This window comes from Dyella sp. 01N36, from assembly GCF_056399745.1.
On sequence record NZ_JBFTRY010000286.1, the window covers coordinates 1 to 3,351 of the forward strand.

The following is a 3,351-nucleotide window of genomic DNA, read 5'->3' on the forward strand; positions in this document are numbered from 1 at the left end:
GTCGCGCACAGGGTGCGCTCCCACAGGATAAGCATCGTTGTGCGTGTCAGGCAGGATGTTTCGCCAGCGCCCACGCCACATGCTCGCGCACGATCTCCGACGGATGATCGCTGCGCGCAAGCAGCGCATCCCGCACTTCATCCGAATGAGGCGCATTGCCCAGCGCCACCGCGATATTGCGCAGCCAGCCTTCGTAACCGGTGCGACGGATGGCCATGCCTTCCGTGCGCTGCAGAAATTCCTGCTCGCTCCAGCCGAACAGCTCCACCAGCTTCGCGCCATCAAGCCGATGACGCGGCGCGAAATCCGGTTCAGTCGCATCCTGCGCAAACTTGTTCCAGGGACAGATCAGCTGGCAATCGTCGCAGCCGAAAATGCGGTTGCCGATCGGCTCGCGTAGTTCCTCGGGAATACTTCCGCGCAATTCGATGGTGAGATACGAAATGCAGCGTCGCGCATCGAGCTTGTATGGCGCGACGATCGCCTGGGTAGGGCAGATATCGATGCAGCGACGGCAGCTCCCGCAGTGCGCGCTGGCAGGTGCGTCCACCGGCAGTGGCAGATTGGTGTAGAGCTCGCCGAGGAAGAAGTACGAACCGGCGCCGCGGTTGATCAGCACGGTGTGCTTGCCKATCCAGCCCAGTCCCGCATTTCGGGCGAGCGCTTTTTCGAGCACGGGGGCCGAATCGACGAAGGCGCGATAGCCGAAGTCGCCGATGGCGCCATGAATGCGCTCGGCCAACTTCTGCAAGCGGTTGCGCATGAGCTTGTGATAGTCGCGGCCCAACGCATAGCGCGCGACATAACCAGCCTCGGCATCGCCCAGGACATTCCACGCGTTGCGCGTGCCCAGCGGAATGTAATCCATGCGCACGGAAACGACGCGAAGCGTGCCCGGTTCCAGTTCCGCCGGACGGCTGCGTTTGTCGCCGTGGCGGGCCATGTAATCCATCTCGCCGTGATGGCCGTCGTCCAGCCAACGCTTCAGGTGCACCTCGTCCTCGCCCAGCTCGGTGCCGGCGATGCCGCAATCGGCAAAGCCGAGCTCCTGCGCCCAGCGCTTGATATCGAGCGCAAGCGCAGCGTAGTCGGCAGGTGGAGCGGCAACGGAGGACATGCGGCTATTGTAGGCGGTATGTGCGCTAAGGCCTGCGCCGGCATGCCTATAATTCCCCGCATGACTGCCCACGCCCATCGTCACGAGCTCTATACCGTCGAACAGGTGCGAGCGCTCGATCGCCGCGCCATCGAAGAGCTCGGCATTCCCGGTTACGAACTGATGCAGCGCGCCGCCGCTGCCGCGCTGGTATGCCTGCGCCAGCATTGGCCGCAGGCGCGGCGCATCGCGRTGTACTGCGGCCCCGGCAACAACGGTGGCGACGGCTTCCTGCTGGCGGCGCTGGCGCGTGAGGCCGGACTGCATGCCGACGTTTTTGCGCTGGGCGAGAGCCGTGGCGACGACGCTGGTCGCGCGCGTCGCGAGTTCGAGCACGGCGGCGGTACGGTGCACGTGTGGAGCGACGCCGTCGCGCTTCCGTCGGTCGATGTGCATGTCGATGCCTTGTACGGCACCGGCCTGCAACGCGCGCTGGCAACCGAGGTCGCTGCGCTGGTCCGGCACATACATGCGACCGGCGCGCCGGTGTTGGCGTTGGACGTGCCCTCGGGCGTCAATGCCGATACCGGTGATGTGCCGGGCGAGGCGGTGCAGGCCAGCGTCACCGTGACCTTCATCGCGCCCAAACGCGGGCTCTATACGGGGCTGGCGCCGGGCTATGTGGGAACCGTGCAGTTGGAGTCGTTGGGCTTGCCGGAAACGCTTTGGCAGCACGCCCGTGCGGATGCAGAACTGATGCAGCCGTGGACGCTGCCGCCGCGTGCGCGACAATCGCACAAGGGCAATAACGGGCACGTGCTGGCCATCGGCGGCGATCACGGCACGGCCGGTGCGATCCGCTTGTGCGGCGAAGCGGCYCTGCGCGGTGGCGCCGGACTGGTCAGCGTCGCGACCCGTGCCGAACATCTGATCGCACTCAACAGCGCCCGGCCGGAGCTGATGGCCCATGAGGTAAACGGGCCGCAGGCGCTGGAGGCCTTGCTGCCGCGTGCCAGCGTGCTCGCCGTGGGACCCGGACTGGGGCAGGGAGCGTGGGGGCATGCACTGTGGTTGACCGCGCTCGACGCCGATCTGCCGCTGGTGCTCGATGCGGACGGCCTGAATCTGCTCGCGCTTGAGCCGTGCGAGTTCTCCCGCCCGGCGGTGATCACGCCGCATCCCGGCGAGGCAGCGCGCCTGCTGGGATGCGATACCAAGGCCATCGCGGCCGACCGTTTTGCGGCCGTGCGCGAACTGGCCAGGCGCTATCGGGTCGTCGCGGTGCTGAAGGGCGCAGGTAGTCTGGTGGCCGATCCGCACGGGCGTGTTGCCGTATGTCCCTGGGGCAATCCGGGCATGGCCAGCGGCGGCATGGGGGATCTGCTGACCGGCATCGTCGCCGCGCTGCTGGCGCAAGGCTGCGACGCCTGGCAGGCCGCGACACTGGGTGTTGCCCTGCATGCCCGCGCGGGCGATCTGGCGGCCCGTCACGGCGGTGAGCGTGGATTGATCGCCAGCGACTTGCTGGAGCCGCTGCGCCGGCTGCTCAACGGAATCGACGCATGACGGAACCGAGCTGGAATCTCCCCGACGAAGCCACCACCGCCGCGCTGGCCACCCGCCTGGCCGGCGCGCTCGATGATGGCCTGGTGGTCTATCTGCATGGCGACCTGGGCGCCGGCAAGACCAGCTTTGCCCGTGCACTGCTCGGCGCCCTGGGCGTGGGCGAGCGCATCAAGAGCCCGACCTATAGCCTGGTCGAGTCCTATCGCGCCAACGGACGGCCGGCCTGGCATCTGGACCTTTACCGCATTGCCGATCCCGGTGAGCTGGAATGGCTGGGTCTGGACGCGCTGTCCGATCCCTCGGCCCTGGTGCTGGTGGAATGGCCCGAGCGTGGTGCAGGCGCCTTGCCGGCCCCTGACCTGGTCGTGCACCTCAGTTATGCCGGGAGCGGGCGCCATGCCCGCATGGAAGTGCGCACCCCCCGCGGCGCGGCGGTCACCTCGCGTCTGGCCTGACGTAAACGCGGCCCGAATCACCTAAGTATCGGTACTTGCTGAGATTTTTTCCTCGGCAGGCATAAGGGAATTCGCCTTCAGTTTGCGTGGCTTGCGGCCGATAGCTGGATGTCGCCTGACAAAACTTACGCAGGTTATGGATATTCAAGGGAAAACCTATTGCAATCCCCGGGCGGGTGGGCTTCAATTCCGCTCCATGAAGGGATATAGGACGCATCCTGCTCTGCTCAGTGC

3 protein-coding genes are annotated in these 3,351 nt (G+C 66.4%); 2 read left to right on the forward strand and 1 reads right to left on the reverse strand.

Features of this window, described 5'->3' with window-relative positions:
• Positions 1 to 46: 46 nt before the first annotated feature.
• Positions 47 to 1,117 carry a tRNA epoxyqueuosine(34) reductase QueG gene (queG, locus tag AC1DMG_RS21050; protein ID WP_477181045.1) on the reverse strand — a complete coding sequence of 357 codons (1,071 nt, stop codon included), beginning with the start codon at positions 1,115 to 1,117 and terminating at the stop codon, positions 47 to 49.
• 60 nt (positions 1,118 to 1,177) lie between these two features.
• Between queG and AC1DMG_RS21055 the strand changes: the two genes are divergently transcribed.
• Together AC1DMG_RS21055 and tsaE are read left to right on the forward strand one after the other, a co-directional pair.
• Positions 1,178 to 2,662: an NAD(P)H-hydrate dehydratase gene (locus tag AC1DMG_RS21055; protein ID WP_477181046.1), complete on the forward strand. Its 1,485-nt coding sequence runs from the start codon at positions 1,178 to 1,180 to the stop codon at positions 2,660 to 2,662.
• Positions 2,659 to 3,117: a tRNA (adenosine(37)-N6)-threonylcarbamoyltransferase complex ATPase subunit type 1 TsaE gene (gene tsaE / locus AC1DMG_RS21060; protein ID WP_441605177.1), complete on the forward strand. Its 459-nt coding sequence runs from the start codon at positions 2,659 to 2,661 to the stop codon at positions 3,115 to 3,117. Before AC1DMG_RS21055 ends, tsaE begins: the two co-directional genes overlap by 4 nt.
• The last annotated feature ends 234 nt before the right edge of the window (positions 3,118 to 3,351 follow it).

Coding starts and splice junctions, on each gene's coding strand:
- tsaE (WP_441605177.1), top strand. CDS start 2,659: ATGACGGAACCGAGCTGGAATCTCCCCGACGAAGCCACCACCGCCGCG.